Source organism: Pelagimonas sp. KU-00592-HH, assembly GCF_040369695.1.
In the GTDB taxonomy this organism is placed as follows: Bacteria; Pseudomonadota; Alphaproteobacteria; order Rhodobacterales; family Rhodobacteraceae; genus Shimia.
Genome location: NZ_BAABWM010000005.1, coordinates 87641 through 103859 on the forward strand (window position 1 = coordinate 87641; position 16219 = coordinate 103859).

At 59.9% G+C, this 16219-nt stretch carries 22 protein-coding genes; 15 read left to right on the plus strand and 7 right to left on the minus strand.

Translation table 11 applies throughout. From position 1 onward, the window contains the following. Nucleotide 1 precedes the first annotated feature (1 nt). The 3 genes from ABWV42_RS18575 to ABWV42_RS18585 all read left to right on the plus strand — a co-directional run bounded on the left by ABWV42_RS18575 (nucleotide 2) and on the right by ABWV42_RS18585 (nucleotide 2570). A complete protein-coding gene (locus ABWV42_RS18575; RefSeq protein WP_353341480.1) occupies nucleotides 2-529 on the plus strand; it encodes a DUF2937 family protein in 528 nt (175 codons plus the stop codon). Nucleotides 530-607: 78 nt separating this feature from the next. Next, a complete protein-coding gene (locus ABWV42_RS18580) occupies nucleotides 608-1894 on the plus strand; it encodes a lipoprotein-releasing ABC transporter permease subunit (RefSeq protein WP_353341481.1) in 1287 nt (428 codons plus the stop codon). Further along, a complete protein-coding gene (locus tag ABWV42_RS18585; protein ID WP_353341482.1) occupies nucleotides 1887-2570 on the plus strand; it encodes an ABC transporter ATP-binding protein in 684 nt (227 codons plus the stop codon). Before ABWV42_RS18580 ends, ABWV42_RS18585 begins: the two co-directional genes overlap by 8 nt. A 2-nt stretch (nucleotides 2571-2572) precedes the next feature. Here ABWV42_RS18585 and ABWV42_RS18590 read toward each other — a convergent pair whose 3' ends face one another. Next, complete coding sequence (locus tag ABWV42_RS18590) at nucleotides 2573-3019, minus strand: DMT family transporter (RefSeq protein ID WP_353341483.1); 447 nt, start codon at nucleotides 3017-3019, stop codon at nucleotides 2573-2575. 15 nt (nucleotides 3020-3034) lie between these two features. Then, complete coding sequence (locus ABWV42_RS18595) at nucleotides 3035-3445, minus strand: PaaI family thioesterase (protein ID WP_353341484.1); 411 nt, start codon at nucleotides 3443-3445, stop codon at nucleotides 3035-3037. Between the two features lie 149 nt (nucleotides 3446-3594). On the opposite strand from ABWV42_RS18595, the gene ABWV42_RS18600 reads away from it, so the two are divergent. Genes ABWV42_RS18600 through ABWV42_RS18610 form a run of 3 tightly spaced genes read left to right on the plus strand, consistent with a single transcriptional unit; the run spans nucleotide 3595 to nucleotide 4784 of the window. Further along, nucleotides 3595-3963, plus strand: a complete 369-nt coding sequence (locus ABWV42_RS18600) for a c-type cytochrome (RefSeq protein WP_353341485.1) — start codon at nucleotides 3595-3597, stop codon at nucleotides 3961-3963. 33 nt (nucleotides 3964-3996) lie between these two features. After that, nucleotides 3997-4401, plus strand: coding sequence for a c-type cytochrome (locus ABWV42_RS18605; protein ID WP_353341486.1), 405 nt, complete (start codon nucleotides 3997-3999; stop codon nucleotides 4399-4401). After that, complete coding sequence (locus tag ABWV42_RS18610) at nucleotides 4398-4784, plus strand: c-type cytochrome (protein ID WP_353341487.1); 387 nt, start codon at nucleotides 4398-4400, stop codon at nucleotides 4782-4784. Before ABWV42_RS18605 ends, ABWV42_RS18610 begins: the two co-directional genes overlap by 4 nt. A 3-nt stretch (nucleotides 4785-4787) precedes the next feature. Here the strand turns inward: ABWV42_RS18610 and ABWV42_RS18615 are convergent, their stop codons facing one another. The 5 genes from ABWV42_RS18615 to ABWV42_RS18635 all read right to left on the minus strand — a co-directional run bounded on the left by ABWV42_RS18615 (nucleotide 4788) and on the right by ABWV42_RS18635 (nucleotide 8180). Continuing rightward, a complete protein-coding gene (locus tag ABWV42_RS18615) occupies nucleotides 4788-5417 on the minus strand; it encodes a C39 family peptidase (protein ID WP_353341488.1) in 630 nt (209 codons plus the stop codon). 56 nt (nucleotides 5418-5473) lie between these two features. Beyond that, nucleotides 5474-6130 (minus strand): DNA-3-methyladenine glycosylase I, encoded by a 657-nt coding sequence (locus ABWV42_RS18620; protein ID WP_353341489.1) that lies wholly within the window; start codon nucleotides 6128-6130, stop codon nucleotides 5474-5476. A gap of 15 nt (nucleotides 6131-6145) precedes the next feature. After that, on the minus strand, nucleotides 6146-7216 hold the full coding sequence (locus ABWV42_RS18625) for a YeeE/YedE family protein (protein ID WP_353341548.1): 1071 nt from the start codon (nucleotides 7214-7216) through the stop codon (nucleotides 6146-6148). 62 nt (nucleotides 7217-7278) lie between these two features. Continuing rightward, the gene (locus ABWV42_RS18630) at nucleotides 7279-7617 is read right to left on the minus strand and encodes an ArsR/SmtB family transcription factor (protein WP_255109153.1); all 339 of its coding nucleotides are present in this window, start codon (nucleotides 7615-7617) and stop codon (nucleotides 7279-7281) included. 194 nt (nucleotides 7618-7811) lie between these two features. Beyond that, nucleotides 7812-8180, minus strand: a complete 369-nt coding sequence (locus ABWV42_RS18635; protein ID WP_353341490.1) for a thioredoxin fold domain-containing protein — start codon at nucleotides 8178-8180, stop codon at nucleotides 7812-7814. A gap of 71 nt (nucleotides 8181-8251) precedes the next feature. On the opposite strand from ABWV42_RS18635, the gene ABWV42_RS18640 reads away from it, so the two are divergent. The 9 genes from ABWV42_RS18640 (at nucleotide 8252) to ABWV42_RS18680 (ending at nucleotide 16216) form a co-directional block, all read left to right on the plus strand. Next, complete coding sequence (locus tag ABWV42_RS18640; RefSeq protein ID WP_353341491.1) at nucleotides 8252-8989, plus strand: cytochrome c biogenesis CcdA family protein; 738 nt, start codon at nucleotides 8252-8254, stop codon at nucleotides 8987-8989. Between the two features lie 32 nt (nucleotides 8990-9021). Next, nucleotides 9022-9600, plus strand: coding sequence for a thioredoxin family protein (locus ABWV42_RS18645; RefSeq protein ID WP_255109148.1), 579 nt, complete (start codon nucleotides 9022-9024; stop codon nucleotides 9598-9600). A gap of 192 nt (nucleotides 9601-9792) precedes the next feature. Continuing rightward, nucleotides 9793-10269, plus strand: coding sequence for a sulfur oxidation c-type cytochrome SoxX (soxX, locus tag ABWV42_RS18650; protein WP_255109146.1), 477 nt, complete (start codon nucleotides 9793-9795; stop codon nucleotides 10267-10269). A 35-nt stretch (nucleotides 10270-10304) separates the two neighbouring features. Next, nucleotides 10305-10721, plus strand: a complete 417-nt coding sequence (soxY, locus tag ABWV42_RS18655) for a thiosulfate oxidation carrier protein SoxY (RefSeq protein ID WP_255109144.1) — start codon at nucleotides 10305-10307, stop codon at nucleotides 10719-10721. 19 nt (nucleotides 10722-10740) lie between these two features. After that, nucleotides 10741-11070 carry a thiosulfate oxidation carrier complex protein SoxZ gene (gene soxZ / locus ABWV42_RS18660; RefSeq protein WP_353341492.1) on the plus strand — a complete coding sequence of 110 codons (330 nt, stop codon included), beginning with the start codon at nucleotides 10741-10743 and terminating at the stop codon, nucleotides 11068-11070. A gap of 74 nt (nucleotides 11071-11144) precedes the next feature. Then, on the plus strand, nucleotides 11145-11999 hold the full coding sequence (gene soxA / locus ABWV42_RS18665) for a sulfur oxidation c-type cytochrome SoxA (protein WP_353341493.1): 855 nt from the start codon (nucleotides 11145-11147) through the stop codon (nucleotides 11997-11999). A 111-nt stretch (nucleotides 12000-12110) separates the two neighbouring features. Beyond that, nucleotides 12111-13808, plus strand: coding sequence for a thiosulfohydrolase SoxB (soxB, locus tag ABWV42_RS18670; RefSeq protein ID WP_353341494.1), 1698 nt, complete (start codon nucleotides 12111-12113; stop codon nucleotides 13806-13808). Between the two features lie 79 nt (nucleotides 13809-13887). After that, nucleotides 13888-15165, plus strand: coding sequence for a sulfite dehydrogenase (soxC, locus tag ABWV42_RS18675; RefSeq protein WP_502930977.1), 1278 nt, complete (start codon nucleotides 13888-13890; stop codon nucleotides 15163-15165). Further along, nucleotides 15149-16216: a c-type cytochrome gene (locus tag ABWV42_RS18680; RefSeq protein WP_353341495.1), complete on the plus strand. Its 1068-nt coding sequence runs from the start codon at nucleotides 15149-15151 to the stop codon at nucleotides 16214-16216. Before soxC ends, ABWV42_RS18680 begins: the two co-directional genes overlap by 17 nt. The last annotated feature ends 3 nt before the right edge of the window (nucleotides 16217-16219 follow it).

The following is a 16219-nucleotide window of genomic DNA, read 5'->3' on the forward strand; positions in this document are numbered from 1 at the left end:
CATGATCGGACGTGTCTTGGCCCTTGCCGGGGGATTGAGCGTGGCGGCGGGGCTGTCGCAGTTTCCCGAATATGCGCAGCAATATACCCAGCGTCTTGCCGGGGCCGTGGATGAGTTGACCCTCTTTGTAGAGGAATTCGACAGGGATGCGCGGTCGCTCGGGCTGGGGCGCAGTGAAGCCCTTGTTGAATTGGCCCAGGGGGGCGAAATGGGGGCGGCGCGGGCGAAAACCGTGGCGGAAACCATTGATCGGCGCGAACGATTGGCGCGGGATCTTGAAACCCTGCGGACCGCCGGGCCGTTTACGCGGGCGCTGAATGCGCGCCGGTTCAGCGACGGCGACATCGCGCGCAAAGCCTGGCAAGATTTTCGGCCGGCCCTGCCGTTTACCTTTGAGGGGGCGGTGTTCGGCGGGACGGGTTTTGTTCTTGGAATGCTGGGCATGGCGATCATGGTCTGGGGCCTGCGTGCGCCGTTCCGAAGGAGAAACCGTGACGTATCGGACTCGGATCGGCCGAAATCGGCGTGAAAGGGCGACAAAACTGCTGCAACGCTTGACCTTGCGAGGGGATTTCAGCAGGTTCCCCGAAAAAGAGCAGGATAACCGATGGCCAAGACGCCACCCCCCTTTGCCGCTTTCGAGTGGATGATCGCCTGGCGCTATCTGCGTGCGCGGCGCGCGGAAGGTGGCGTGAGCGTGATGACCTGGATCAGCCTGATCGGGATCACGCTGGCGGTGTTTGCCCTTATTGCAACCCTCGCCGTGCGCTCTGGGTTTCGGGCGGAATTTGTTGACACGATCCTTGGCGCCAACGCTCATGTGACGGTGTATCAGTCCGGCGTCGTGACCGAGAATGGCCGCATCGACCGCACCATTGCCGACTATGACGGGATGGCAGCACGCTTGCGCACGGTCGAAGGCGTGACGCGCGCCGCGCCGTTGGTCAAAGGGCAGGTGATGGTCAATCTGCGCAGCCGTAACGCCGGCGTGGAAGTCTTTGGAATCCAGTTGGAAAACCTGAAAGAGCTGCCGCGTATTGCCGACCCTGAAACGGGGCGTGGTGATATTGAACGGTTTGGCGAGGGCATTGCGATTGGGTCTGGCGTGGCGCAGGAACTGGGTGTGCTGGTCGGGGATCGGATCAAGGTGATCTCGCCCAACGGGGTGAAAACCGCCTTTGGCACCTCGCCCCGGATCAACGCCTACGAGGTGGTCTATATCTTCTCGGCGGGCCGCTATGACATTGATCGCACACGGGTTTATCTTCCCTTTGCCGAGGCGCAGAGTTTCTTTAACCGCGATGGCGTGGCCGACGAGATCGAGGTCATGGTGGAAGAACCGGAGCACGTGGATCGCCTTGTGCTCGACCTGTTGCAGGCGGGCGGGGACCGGACGCTGATCTGGACCTGGCGGGACGCTTCGGGCGGGTTTTTGCGGGCGCTGGAGGTTGAAGACAACGTGATGTTCATCATCCTGTCGATCCTTGTTCTGATCGCGGCGATGAATATCGTTTCTGGCCTCATAATGTTGGTAAAGAACAAGGGGCGCGACATCGGAATTTTGCGCACCATGGGATTGGCTGAAGGGTCTGTTCTCAGAGTCTTCTTTATTTGCGGAGCCTTCACGGGCTTTCTTGGCACGGTTCTTGGTGTGGCCCTTGGATGCCTGTTTGCGATCTACATCGATCCATTGTTCGCTTTTGTAAACTACATGATGGGCGGTGGTGTGTGGGATCCCTCTATCCGTGGTATCTATCACCTGCCTGCCAAGCTTGAATTCGGCGATGTTCTGAGCGCGGTTTGCCTGTCTCTTGGCCTGAGTTTCGTGGTCACGATCTTTCCTGCGCGGCGGGCAGCGCGGATGAACCCGGTGGAGGCGCTGCGGTATGAGTGATGTGGTGCTGGGCCTCAAGGGCATAGAAAAGGCGTATAACAAGGGGTTGCCGGGCGAGGTGCAAGTGCTTCGGGGCGCTGAGCTGACCTTGAACGCCGGTGAAGTTGTGGCGCTGGTTGCGCCGTCGGGCGCGGGCAAATCCACGCTTCTTCACATCGCCGGATTGCTAGACCAGCCGGACAGTGGCGAGGTGCAGATCGGCGGTGAGGTGATGTCGGGCCGCTCTGATCGCAAGCGCACAGAGGCACGACGGCGTGACATTGGTTTTGTCTATCAATTCCACCACTTGCTGCCCGAGTTTAACGCGCGTGAAAACATCGTTTTGCCGCAGCTGGCGAACGGAATGTCCCGCGCCAAGGCGGACGCGCGGGCCGATATGCTGCTGGATCGTGTCGGTGTCGGAGCGCGTGTAGATCACCGTCCTGCGGCGCTTTCTGGTGGCGAACAACAGCGCGTGGCCTTCTGTCGGGCGCTGGCGAACGCGCCAAGGCTGCTTTTGGCGGACGAGCCGACGGGCAACCTTGATCCCGGAACCTCCGACCAGGTGTTCGGCGCGTTGATGCAACTGGTGCGCGAGACCGGGTTGGCGGCGCTGATCGCCACCCATAACCTTGACCTGGCCGCGCGGATGGATCGCGCGGTGCGGCTTGAGAACGGGGTGCTGACCGAGGCCTGAGTTCAGGCCTGTTGCGTCATCCATACCCCAGCGGCCATGAGGCCGATCCCACCGGCACGGCTTAGCGATAGTGGTGAGATCTGCGCGCCGAACAAGCCGAAATGGTCGATGGCGGCGGCCGAGATCAACTGACCGAGCAGAACGAAGAACACCGCGTTACCGACCCCGAACTTTGGGGCCACGAAGGTGATCGACAAAACGTAGAACGCGACCAGAAAACCGGCGAGAAACAGATGCTTGGGGGCGGTCATGGCCTGCGTCAGGGCCGAGGCGGTGCCGCTTAGAAAAAGGGCGATAACCGTTGTCGTCAGGGCCACCAGAAACAGGATGGTGCTGGCGGCGATCGGGGCGCCGATGCGTTGGCCAAGGGCGGCGTTCAGCGCGGCCAGAACGGGGATGCCGATCCCGGCGGCAAGCATGGTCGCGGCATAGATGGTGGTGGGCGGCATGTCAGGCTCCGGATGTCAGGGTACAAAGAAGGTGGCGGTGGCAGTGGCAACGACCTTGTCCGAGGGCAGGGCCGTCATGGTGGCGCGGGTGAAGATCAGCGCCTTGCCGGCGCGAACGATCTCGGCGTCGCATCGGATGGTATCGCCGGTGCCGGGGCGCAGGAACTGGGTATCAAGGTTGGTGGTCGCCACGGGGCGGGGTTCCTGCAGGTGACCAAAGGTGGCAAAGACCATGGCCGTATCGGCCATCGCGGCCAGCGCCTGACCGGAGATGATGCCGCCAACGCGGGCCAGATCATCGGTAATGGGCATGGTAAGCGTGGCACCATCACGGGTGATGTCGGTGATCGTGAGATCCAGTGCCTTGACCCAAGGCGCGAAGTTCTCCTCGAGAAACCGCTGCGCGTCTGCCGGTGTGAGAGCCATACGTCGTTTCCTCCCTTGTCCTTTCGGCGAGCATGGCCGTTGCCTTGGGGAATGTCACCTCAATATGATCCGTATCAAGGAGAGATCGTTGCGTCAGTGCCAAGCTGTTGGTGGAAGATCGCAGAAGCGATGCAGGAGGTGCCGCCGCAATGAGACGGGTCTTGGGGAGTTTTGTTGTTGTTTTTCTTGGGGTTGTGCTTGCGGGCTGTGTGCAAGTCTGGAGCCCCGGAAAGGCAACCTATGACGCGCATTGCCTGTCTTGTCATGGCGCGCGCGGGCAGGGGGACGGGCCCTTTGCGGCGCATCTTCTGATCCCGCCCGCGGATTTGACGGTGCTGGCGGCAGAGAATGGCGGCACTTTTCCGCGCCTTCGAGTGCGCCAGTCGATCGAAGGGCTGGGGCGTGGCGAACACTTCAGCGGCGCGATGCCGGAGTTTTCCGAAGTGGGCGGGCGCGGACCGGCCGCCGATGCGCAGCTTGCGGTGGTGGTCGACTATTTGGAACGCTTGCAACAGTAGATTGGGGCCAGGGTGGCCCCGAGAGGAGGCGAGATGAACAAGAGATTGGGAATGGGACTTGGCCTTGCAGCGGTCTGTGCGGCTTCGGTTGTCCTTGCCGGACCGGCAGAGCGCGGCGAGGTGCTGTATAACGAACATTGCGTTGCGTGCCACGGTGTTAACCTTGACGGACAGGGGCCGATGGCCGGCGTCATGGTGATCAAACCGGCTGATCTTTCTGTGTTGACGGCGGGCAATGACGGGGTGTTCCCGCTGGTGCGTGTCATCAAGCGGATCGACGGGCGCGACCCGTTGGTGTCACATGGCAGCCCGATGCCGGTTTACGGGCATTTCTTCGAGGGGCGTGACATGGCGCTCAAGACGCAATCGGGGCAACCGATCATGACAAGCGGGGCGGTGGCCGATCTCGTGGCCTATCTGCAAGAGGTGCAGAAATGAGGATTGCGGCAGGTCTTGTTGTCGCGGTGGGTCTGGTTGCGGCGTGCCAGCCGCAGGACATGCCTGACCAGATCGAAGGCGCGCGGGTCTATGAGGCGAATTGCGCCATGTGTCACGGGGCGGATGGCACGGGTGTTGCCGGCGTGTCACCCCGTGCGGCGGATCTGACGCGACTTGCGCGGAACAACGGCGCGGTGTTTCCGACCAACCGTGTGCTGAGCCAGATTGATGGGTACCTGCGGTCCGAGGAAGACGGCATGCCGGAGTTCGGTCTGCTGTTGGAAGGGGATCTGGTGCCAGTTGAAACTGACGACGGGGCCTTGACCCCCACGCCACGCCCGCTTGCCGCTTTGCTTGAGTATCTGCGGACGATCCAGAAGTAGGGCTTACTTTGGAAAGGTGAAAACGGCGGTACGGCCTGGACCGAAACGATGGTTGTGCCAGTCCTTCTGCAACTTGGTGTAGCTGAGTTTACGTGCGCGGCTGCGGCTGATGTCGGGATCGCGGATAAAGACAACCTCTTCCTGATCGTCGAAGCCTTCGACAACAAAGGTGTGGCCTTGACCAAGATGGACGTCGATCAGCACCGGGCGCTGCTTGCGCAGACTGGCCTTGATTGCACTTAGGCCTGAGCGAAAACCTGCGTTTGTCCTTGGGTATGTGCGCATCTTCCAACCATATCCGTGCTGTTTCACGGCGTGGATCATGTCGACGAAATAGGTGAAGTTCCGGTTCCTCTGGCTTTTGGGTTTATGGCCTTCGGCCAGTGCCTTGAGATCGGTGGGCCTATGTTTGTCACCATAGTAGGCAAGGACCATGGCGCTGGATGTCGGCACGCAGAGATAAGGCTTCTGGCGCATGTGCGGCACGCCGAGGAAGACCGATTTTTGGCTGACATGCGGGGCAGGCAGTTTGCGGGCCTGGATGATGGCTTCATTGTATTTGAGTTCAGCCAGAGCTGGGGCGGCAAGAGCAAGGCACAGTAGCACCAACCAAGAACGCAGAATGACCGTCATGAAAACCCCTCCTGGAATGAAATGAGGGTAGCATCTGGCTGGTGAGGCGGCAAATTCTAGAGCGTGAAGGCCAGTACGCGGGAGATTTCGGTCAGGCCGCGTCCGGACTGGAACATCCATGTGTTGAAGGCGGCCTGAACGGATTTCATGGCGGTCTTGGAGGTCGGTTGCTTGTCGATCACGCCCTCGGCGATCAGGCGGGCGGTGACATCGCGTGACAGGATAAAGGCATCTCGTCCGGCAAAGCGCAGGGCGTATTGGCCGGTCATGCCGCCAAGGCGGCTGCCGTTCTTTTTCATCATCTCCAGAAGGCCGATGAAATCGGTGGAGGGCCAGCCGCCGATCACTTGACCGGCACCGCCCTGTTCGCGCAGGGATTGGAGGAAGTGGGCGTTGTCGATCACGGTGCGGATCTTTGGCCCGTTGCGCACGATGGCGGTGTTCGCCATCAGGCGATCCATGTCTTCGTCATGCATGAAGGCACAGCGGTCCACGTCGAAACCGTGGAAGGCCTCTTCGAAGCCATCCCATTTGTTTTCAATGACTTTCCAGTTGAAACCGGCCTGGAAAATGCCCTTGGTGAAGAGAGACAGCCAACGATCTTCGGGAAGGGCGGTGACGTTCGGATCAGGGCGCGGGATCAGGTCTTCCAACGCGTCGGGACCGCCCTTGCGATCCGCGGCAATGGCGTAGAGCTCGTCAAAATGGCGCATGGATGCCCCTCGTGATTATTCGGCGGGTTGGAAGCCTTCGATCAACTGGCGCAGGCCAAGCGCGGCCCCGGCAAAGATCGCGATGAAGGTGACGGGGGCAGAGATTGCCAGCAGTGAAAAGGCGGTGAGGCCTTGTCCCACGGTGCAGCCGATGGCCAGAACCGCACCGGCGCCCATGATCATCGCTCCGACGATCTGGCGGCGCAGTTCGCGTGGGTCTTCGCAGGCTTCCCAGCGGAAATGGCCACGGATCATTGAGCCGATAAAGGCCCCGACCCAAACGCCGGCGACAGAGCCGACGGCGAAGGACAGGGGCCGGACCGAGCCGTTCATGGCAAAGAGGATGGTTTCGCCGACTGGGGCCGAGAAACTGTGAGAGACCACCTGAAGCCCGTCAAAGCCGTTCGAGGCGACCCATTGGCTTCCGGCCCAGCCGGAGACGATGGCAAGGCCCACGACGGCGGACCAGAAGATCGATTTGAAATCGCTGCGCATTTCGCGCGACCACAGGGCCGCGACCATCATCAGAACGCCTATGGTGATGCCGATGGGAACCGGGGAGAGGCCCAGCCAAGCGCCCGTGTAGTGGGCGATGCCGGGGGGCACAGGATTGGTGACGTCGATCTGGGGAAAAGCCCAGTTGCGCAGCGGAGCGAGGGGGCCTGCGAGGACGACATAGGCCGAGACACCCATCACGAGGACAATGACAAAGCTGCGCAGGTCGCCGCCGCCGAGGCGGGCAATGGCGCCGTAGCCACAGTTGCCGGACAGGGCCATGCCGTATCCGAACATGAGGCCACCCAGGATCGAGGCCAGCGGCATCCAGCGGATAGAGAAGTAGAAAGAGGTTTCGGCTTCGAGTGAGCCTGTGCCGATCAGGGCGAAACTGCCGATGATGGCGATGCCGATGGCGATGCCCCACATCCTGATGCGCAGGTCCGAACCGCCGTAGAGCAGGTCTTCGATCGCGCCAAGCGTGCAGAATCGGCCCAGACGTGCCGCCAGCCCGAGAAGGATACCGCCAAGACAGCCGAAGAGGGCGACAAGGTTGCTGTCGCCAAGTGTTTCAAGCAGTGTTTCCAGCATTGCCAGCATGGCCGGTACTCCTCCCTAAGAAACCGGTGTGCTGGTCCAGATCGAATGCGCGATCAATCGTCGTCGTTGCAGAAAAGATCGTAGACCACTTCCAGTATACGACGCGGTCGGTGATCCGCCAATCGATAATAGATGGTCTTGCCTTCGCGGCGGGGGATCACGAGACCCTCAAGACGGAGGCGGGAAAGTTGTTGGGAAACAGCGGCTTGGCGGGCCGAGATCAGCTCTTCCAGTTCGGTGACCGATTTTTCGCCACTTACGAGGTGACAGAGGATCATCAATCGGCCTTCGTGGCTGATGGCTTTGAGGAAGTTCGACGCACTGGTGGCGTTGTCCACCATGCGGTCCATTTCTTCTTCTGTTATGTCGTCCGTGAACACCGGAAGTGCCATGGCGGTTCCCCTTATCTTCCTTTCACAGCCCCTTTGATCCGAGGGGCGCTGAAAAGCGGTCAAGAGAGCCTTTGGGGTGTCCCTGACCACCAACCCTGATGCGGCGTTTTTGTTGTTGTCCGCAGGGTTCGGGGCCGCATACACCAAACTCTACCGTATTGGAACCTTTTGCAGGTGCAAAAAGGCGTGTGTTGTTATCGGGTGGCCCCTTCAAAGCCTGCTTTTTCGGCAAGCAGGGTCTCGATGTGCCACCAGAAGAAATCTTCGCCCGGATAACCTTCGAGGCGTGCGATTTCCTGGCCCTCGTCAATCAGGATGAACGTCGGAGTGAAGTTGACGGCGCGCGCATAGGTGAGGTCTTTAGGGGGATGACGCAGTTCAGCGCGACGCAGGGGGGCAAACTGGCCCGCCTCGGTCTTGGGATAGATCGGTGCGATCTCCTGGTTCCAGAGGCGGCAGGTATAACAGCCAGGCTGTTCGACCATGATCAGTTCCACCGCCCAAGCGGGCAGGGAGGAGCTGAGGGCAAGGGCGGTTGCCGCGAAAAAGGTGCGAAACTTCATGAGACACCAGATTGACGAATTACGTACGCACAACTTAATCTGAATATGTGCATAAATCAAGGAGCGCGGGCATGTTGGACATATCATTTGCGGGGGCGGCACTGGCCGGGATGCTGTCGTTCTTTACCCCCTGCGTCCTGCCGATGGTCCCCTTTTACCTGTGTTACATGGCCGGAATCTCGATGTCGGAACTTCAGGGAGACGGGGGAATCGCCCCGGGCGCACGTCGACGCCTTATCGTCTCGTCGGTGTTCTTCGCCCTTGGGGTGACGACGATTTTCGTGCTGCTTGGCATGGGGGCGACCGCGCTGGGGCAGGCCTTTGCACAGTGGAAGCAGCCGTTGTCATATGTGGCCGCGGCCCTGCTGGCGTTGTTTGGCCTGCATTTCCTGGGCATTCTCAAGATCCCGCTGCTCTATCGCGAGGCCAAGATTGAAAGCACGGCCGAGCCGACAACGATTGCCGGGGCCTATCTCATGGGGCTGGCATTCGGATTTGGCTGGACACCCTGTGTCGGGCCGGCGCTTGCCTCGATCCTGATGGTGGCAAGTGGCATGGGGGATATTTCGCGTGGGGCGCTGTTGCTGATGGTCTACGGGCTTGCCATGACCGCGCCCTTCATCATTGCCGCGCTGTTTGCACAGCCATTTCTGCGCTGGATGCAGCGCAATCGCAGATTCCTGCCGTATGTTGAAAAGGTCATGGGGGCGATGTTGCTCATCTTCGCTATCCTGATCGCAACGAACACGGTGAATCGTCTTGCGGATCTGATGATCCGATATGCGCCGGGGCTGACCGGATTGGGCTAGCGTCGGGCACAACCTTGGAGGAGGAGTGAACGATGACCAAATGGATGATGGCGCTTGTGGCGCTGGTGATGGCTGTGCCGCTTTGGGCGGCAGAGCTGGGCGATGACGGTTTGCACAAGACCGACTGGTTCCGCGATACGTTCAAGGATTTGCAGGAAGACTATGAAGAGGCGCGCGCCGAGGGAAAGCGCTTGCTGATCATCTTTGAGCAACGGGGCTGCCTGTATTGCAAGGATATGCACGAAGGCGCCTTCAAGGACGAGCGCGTGCTGAAGCATCTGACCGAAACCTACTATCCGGTGCAGCTTGATCTTTATGGGGCAAACGAGATGGTGGACACCGATGGCGAGAGTCTTGAAGAGCGCCTCGCGGCGCGCAAGTGGGGGGTGATGTTCACGCCCACGATGGTCTTCATGCCGCCGGAGATCGACCTGGAAAAACCGGCCAACCAGCAGGCCGTGGCGATCATGCCGGGGGCCTTTGCGCCGGGCACGACATACGACCTCATGACATGGGTCGCAGAGCAGCGTTACCTGGATCAAAGTGAGGAAGATTTCCAACGCTACCACGCGCGCATGATTCGAGAGCGCAACGACGGCGACACGCGATAAGCCTTTCGGCATCTGTTCATATTCGTTTGTTGCGCGTGAGGTAAATTGCGCGTAACAAATGGAAATCCTTAACATCTGCGACAAAACGCACTCAATAATTCATTTTAATGAATTTGTTGTTGCGTTCAGCCTCCCCGGTAGCCTACGGTATACAAAGCTAACCTGATAAATACGGTAGCCATGGGAGGAAACATGAAGCTTTCGACACTGACACTGGCGGCAACTTTGACCGCTGGCGCGGCAATGGCAGGCCCGGTTGCGCCTGCGGATGTGGTCTTTGATGACGCGGGGGCCGTTGCGGCCTCGCTGTCCGGCGCGGCCGGAAACGCGGAAAGCGGCGCAAAGATCATGACGACGAAATCGCTGGGCAACTGCATCGCGTGTCACGAGGTTTCCGCTCTGAGCGAAGCCCCGTTCCACGGCGAAGTTGGCCCCATGCTGGACGGCGTGGCTGATCGTTGGAACGAGGCCGAACTGCGCGGCATCCTCGCCAATGCAAAGCTCACCTACGAAGGTACCGTGATGCCGGCTTACTACAAGGTCGACGGATTTACCCGTCCCGGCAACGGCTATACCGGCAAGGCAGCCGAAGGTCCGCTGGATCCGCTTCTGAGCGCGCAGCAGATCGAAGACGTAATCGCATTCCTGATGACTCTGAAAGACGAGTGATCGGGCCTCAAGACTTTACCCCAAAGGAGAAACCGATGGACTTCACGAGACGTGAAACTCTGGCACTCGGTGCAGGGGCGGCGGCACTGACCGTTCTTCCCTTCCGTGTGCTGGCTGCCGCTGACGAGGCGATCGCAGCATTCACCGGCGGCGCAGATGTCGCTGAAGGCGGCGTTGAGCTGACCGCGCCGGAAATCGCAGAGAACGGCAACACCGTTCCGGTTGGTGTTTCGGCACCGGGCGCAAGCGCGATCCTGCTTCTGGCAACCGGCAACCCGACCCCGGGTGTCGCACAATTCAACTTCGGTCCGCTGGTCGCAAGCCAAGCCGCATCGACCCGTATCCGTCTCGCAGGCACCCAGGACGTGGTGGCCATCGCGAAACTGGCGGACGGTTCGTTTGCCAAGGCATCGTCGACCGTAAAAGTGACCATCGGCGGCTGCGGCGGCTAAGGCATAGGAGAACACAAACATGGCATCTGGTGTAAAACCCCGCGTCAAAGTCCCGAAAAAAGCCGCTGCTGGTGAGGCGATCACCATCAAGACCCTGATTTCGCACAAAATGGAATCGGGTCAGCGCAAGGACAAATCCGGCAACATCGTTCCGCGTTCGATCATCAACCGTTTTACCTGCGAGTTTAACGGCCAGTCGGTCATCGACGTCACGCTCGAGCCGGCGATCTCGACCAACCCGTACTTTGAATTCGAAGCTACCGTGCCCGAGGCCGGTGAGTTCCAGTTCACCTGGTACGACGACGACGGTTCGGTCTACGACACTGCGAAAAAAGTCGCTATCGGCTGATCTGCCGGTGGACCAAGGCACATCTGTCCTGCCCCGAACAGACGGGGCAGGGCGGTACCAAGGGAGGAAATGCGATGAAATTCAAGGCAATGGCAACAATTGCCGCACTTGCGGTCTCGGTTCCCGCGCTGGCAACGGCAGAGGCGGATGACGACGTACTGGTCGTCAACGGCGAGATCGAAATGATCACCAAGGCTCCGGCTCCGGCGCACCTGTCCGATGTCCTCGACGAGGTCATCTCGGGCTGGCACATGCGTTCGGACGAGACCCAGATCATGCAGGCGGACGACTTTGACAACCCCGGCATGATCTTTGTCGAGCAGGCGCTGGATGACTGGGGCACCGTCGAAGGCACCAAGGGCAAGTCCTGTGCGTCCTGCCACGGCGATGTCGAAGAAAGCATGGTTGGCGTCCGCGCTGTCTATCCGAAATGGAACGACAGCAAGGAAAAGGTCTATACCATGGAAATGCAGATCAACGACTGCCGCGAAACCGGGATGGGTGCAGAGCCGCTCAAGAAATCCGGTGCCAAAATGGCGCGCATGGAAGCTCTGATTTCGGTTCAGTCGCGCGGTATGCCGGTGAACGTGGCCATCGACGGCCCGGCCGAGGCAACCTGGGAACTGGGTAAAGAGCTTTACTACACTCGGACCGGCCAGCTTGATCTGTCCTGTGCGTCCTGCCACGAAGAAAACTATGGCAACCACATCCGTTCCGACCACCTCAGCCAGGGCCACATCAATGGCTTCCCGGTGTATCGCCTGAAGAATGCCAAGCTGACCACAGCGCATGGCCGCTTCAAGGGCTGCGTACGTGACACCCGCGCCGAAACCTACAAGCCGGGTTCGGACGAGTTCATCGCGCTGGAACTTTACGTCGCTTCGCGCGGCAACGGTCTTTCGGTCGAAGCACCGTCGGTCCGCAACTAATCGAATAAACCCGCCTCGGCAAAACCGGGGCGGGTTTTGTTTACTTTAATAAATTCACACATGCGAATGTAAGCTGAGTGTGGAACGCAATCTTAGAAAGGCGCTTCGTCTATGATCTCTCGTCGCGATTTCCTTCAGGTCTCCATGGCGGCATCGGCCATGGTTGGCGCTTCGGGTTTCGGCAATTGGGCCCGTCTGGCCGCGCAGCAATCGCTGACCCAGGATGACCTGTTGCAGTTCGACACCTATGGCAATGTCTCGCTGATCCACATCACCGACATCCATGCGCAGCTCAAGCCGATCTATTTCCGCGAGCCCGAGATCAACCTTGGCGTTGGCGATGCCTATGGTCACGTTCCCCACATCACCGGTGCGGATTTCCGCAAGCTTTACGGCATCGCGGACGGCAGCCCTTCGGCTTACGCCCTGACCTACAACGACTTTACCGCGTTGGCCCAGACCTATGGCCGTGTTGGTGGCATGGACCGTGTGGCCACCGTGGTTGACGCGATCCGCGCCGACCGTCCGGATGCGCTGCTGCTGGACGGCGGTGACACCTGGCACGGATCCTACACCTGCTATCACACCGAAGGGCAGGACGTCGTGAACGTCATGAACGCGCTCAAGCCGGACGCGATGACCTTCCACTGGGAATTCACGCTGGGCACCGACCGTATCAACGAGCTGGTCGAGAACCTGCCGTTTGCAGCACTTGGCCAGAACATCTTTGACGCCGAGTGGGATGAACCTGCCGAACTGTTTAAACCGTACAAGTTCTTTGAGCGTGGTGGCGTCAACATCGCCGTTATCGGTCAGGCCTTCCCCTATATGCCGATCGCCAACCCGCGTTGGATGTTCCCCGAGTATTCCTTCGGTATTCGTGACGAGAACATGCAGGCGATGGTCGACGAAGTGCGCGGAATGGGCGCGGAATGCGTTGTCGTCCTGTCGCACAACGGTTTCGACGTGGACAAGAAAATGGCGGGCCGCGTCAAGGGCATCGACGTGATCCTGTCGGGCCACACTCATGATGCGCTACCCGAGCCGGTTCTGGTGGGTGAAACCATCGTTGTGGCCTCGGGCTCGAACGGCAAGTTCGTCAGCCGCGTCGACCTCGACATTCGCGACGGCCGCATGATGGGCTTCCGTCACAAGCTGATCCCGATCTTCTCGGACGTGATCGCGCCGAATGCGGAAATCACGCAGCTGATCGACGAACAGCGCGCGCCCTATAAAGACAAGCTGGAAGAGGTGATCGGTCAGACCGACTCGCTGCTTTATCGTCGTGGCAACTTTAACGGCACCTGGGATGATCTGATCTGTCAGGCGCTGATCGAAGAGCGCGAGGCCGATATTTCGATGTCGCCGGGCGTGCGCTGGGGTCCGTCGATCCTGCCGGGTCAGAACATCACCCGCGAGGACATCTGGAACGTCACCTCGATGTCCTACGGCGAAGCCTATCGCACCGAGATGACGGGTGAGTTCATCCACGTGATCCTCGAAGACGTGGGCGACAACCTGTTCAACACCGACCCCTACTATCAGCAGGGCGGTGACATGGTGCGCATCGGTGGCATGGGCTACCGGATCGACGTCTCGAAACCGCAGGGCGAGCGCATCAGCGATATGACGCTGCTCAAGACCGGCGAGGCTATTGATCCTGCGAAGACCTATCAGGTTGCCGGTTGGGCCTCGGTCAACGAGGGCACGGAAGGTCCGCAGATCTGGGATGTGGTCGAGAACTACATCCGCCGCAAGGGCACCGTGAGCGTGGAACCCCATGAGAATGTGAAAGTCGCAGGCGCCTAATTTAGCGCCTTGGAATTTAACGGAATTTCGGCTGGTTCCCCGCCAGCCGAGCAAGAGGATTAACAGGAGGCATAGCCAGATGACAATGAGCTTCAAAGGCAAGCCCTCGCGCCGCGCGTTCCTGAAGGGCGCTGTTGCGGCCAGCGGGACGGTTGCCGGTGCCAGCTTTGCAAACGCAGCGGGTGATCCGCTGATCACAGAGGTCCAGGAGTGGGCATCGGCCACGGGTGACGGGGTTGACGCAACCCCCTATGGCCTGCCGATCCAGTACGAGGCGGACGTGGTGCGCCGGAACGTGGAGTGGCTGACCGCTGACACGATTTCGTCGATCAACTTTACCCCGATCCACGCGCTCGACGGTACGATCACGCCGCAGGGCTGTGCGTTCGAGCGTCACCATTCGGGCGCGATCGAGCTGAAGAAAGAAGACTATCGTCTGATGATCAACGGTTTGGTCGACACCCCGCTGGTGTTTACCTACGAAGATCTGGAGCGCTTCCCGCGTGAGAACCACGTGTATTTCTGTGAGTGCGCGGCGAACACCGGCATGGAATGGGCGGGTGCCCAGCTGAACGGTGCCCAGTTCACCCACGGCATGATCCACAACATGGAATATTCCGGCGTGACCCTGCGCACCCTGCTTGAAGAAGCGGGTCTCGGCGCGGCAGGCGACCTCAAAGACAAGTGGGTTTACGTCGAAGGCGCGGATGCCTCTTCGAACGGTCGCTCGATCCCGATGGAAAAGGCGCTGGACGATGTTCTGGTGGCGTTCAAGGCCAACGGCGAAGCTCTGCGCAAGGAACATGGCTATCCGGTGCGTCTCGTGGTTCCCGGTTGGGAAGGCAACATGTGGGTCAAATGGCTGCGTCGCATCGAAGTGACCAACCAAGCCATTGAATCGCGTGAAGAAACCTCGAAGTACACCGACACGCTTGAGGACGGTACTTCGCGCAAATGGACCTGGGTCATGGACGCCAAATCGGTTGTCACCTCGCCCAGCCCGCAGGCGCCGATCAAGCACGGCCATGGCCCGCTGGTTATCACCGGCCTCGCATGGTCGGGTCGCGGGTCGATCACCGGTGTCGACGTGTCGACCGATGGTGGCAAGACCTGGCAGGAGGCACGTCTGGCGGCTCCGGGTACCGACAAGGCGCTCACCCGTTTCTATCTCGATACCGAGTGGACCGGCGAAGAGATGCTGTTGCAGTCGCGTGCGCGTGACTCGAGCGGCTATGTCCAGCCGACCAAGGCACAGCTGCGCGACGTGCGCGGTCTGAACTCGATCTATCACAACAACTGTATCCAGACCTGGTGGGTCAAATCGAACGGGGAGGCAGAGAATGTCGAAGTTTCTTAATCTGGTCGCCGGCACCGCGCTGGCTTCGACCCTGATCGCTGCCCCGGCGCTGGCCGAGAAATACGGCCTTGGACGTCCGGCCACGGCGGATGAAATCGCCGCCTGGGATCTGGATGTGGCCCCCGATGGCACCGGCCTGCCGGTTGGCTCGGGTGACGTGTTCACCGGTGAAGAAGTTTTCGCCGACAACTGCGCGATCTGTCACGGCGATTTCGCGGAAGGTGTTGATAACTGGCCGAAACTGGCCGGTGGTGCCGACACGCTGGATCACGAAGACCCGCTTAAGACGGTGGGATCTTACTGGCCGTATCTCTCGACTACATGGGACTATGTGAACCGCTCGATGCCCTTTGGTGCCGCGCAGACGCTGAGCCCGGATGATGTTTACGCCATCGTGGCCTATATCCTCTATTCCAACGACCTCGTGGATGATGAGTTCGTTCTGTCGAACGAAAACTTCCTGGATGTCGAAATGCCCAACGCGGGTGGTTTCATCATTGATGACCGCGAAACTTCGGAAGCGCATTTCTGGACGGATGCGCCGTGCATGGAGAACTGCAAGGACAGCGTTGAAATTACCATGCGCGCGCTGGTTCTGGATGTGACCCCGGAAGAGGAAGGCGCGGCCGAAGCCAAGGTTGAGGAAACCGCCGCAGAGCCGGTTGAGGAAGCCAAGGTTGAAGAACCTGCCGCCGAACCTGCTGCAGAGCCGGTTGTTGAAGTGGTCGCGCTTGACCCCGAAATGGTCAAGAAGGGCGAGAAGGTCTTTAAAAAGTGCAAGTCCTGCCACCAGGTTGGCGACAGCGCGAAGAACAAGACCGGACCGATCCTGAACGGTATTGTCGGTGCATCAGCCGGTGCGGTTGACGGGTTCAAATACTCCAAGCCGATGAAGGCCGCCGCCTCTGGTGGATTGGTCTGGAGCGAAGACGAACTCTCGGCCTTCCTGTCGCGCCCCAAGAAGTACATGAAGGGCACCAAGATGTCGTTCTCCGGTCTGAAAAAGGAGACGGACATCGAGGCGGTCATCACATACCTGAAGTCGTATTGATCT